The sequence below is a fragment of the Pseudomonas sp. HY2-MNA-CIBAN-0224 genome (assembly GCF_040310285.1).
In the GTDB taxonomy this organism is placed as follows: Bacteria; Pseudomonadota; Gammaproteobacteria; order Pseudomonadales; family Pseudomonadaceae; genus Aquipseudomonas; species Aquipseudomonas helleri.
Genome location: NZ_JBEOPQ010000848.1, coordinates 1 through 241, shown reverse-complemented (window position 1 = coordinate 241; position 241 = coordinate 1). Strand labels below are relative to the sequence as shown.

At 51.5% G+C, this 241-nt stretch carries 1 protein-coding gene; it reads right to left on the bottom strand.

What is annotated here, in order from left to right:
- On the bottom strand, nt 1–241 hold a 241-nt coding region (locus tag AAEZ03_RS28665; RefSeq protein ID WP_502947994.1), incomplete at both ends, for a DEAD/DEAH box helicase family protein.

Below are 241 nucleotides of genomic sequence, written 5' to 3'. Positions count from 1 at the left end.
GACGATAGGCGAGTGAGTGAAAGGTACGGCAATCCACGTGACCGGGGAATTTTTGCCGCGCATCGTTGGCAATCGCCTTGTTAAAGGCTAGATATAAGCCGCGCCCACGTAAGCGTTCACCGATCAGCTTCAGCGTCGTTGTTTTACCTGCGCCTGCATAAGCGACCACTTTAAATGACTTGTGATCCATTGCCATATTAAGCGCGCTCAGCTGCTCATCAGTGGGATCGCTCATATAAGC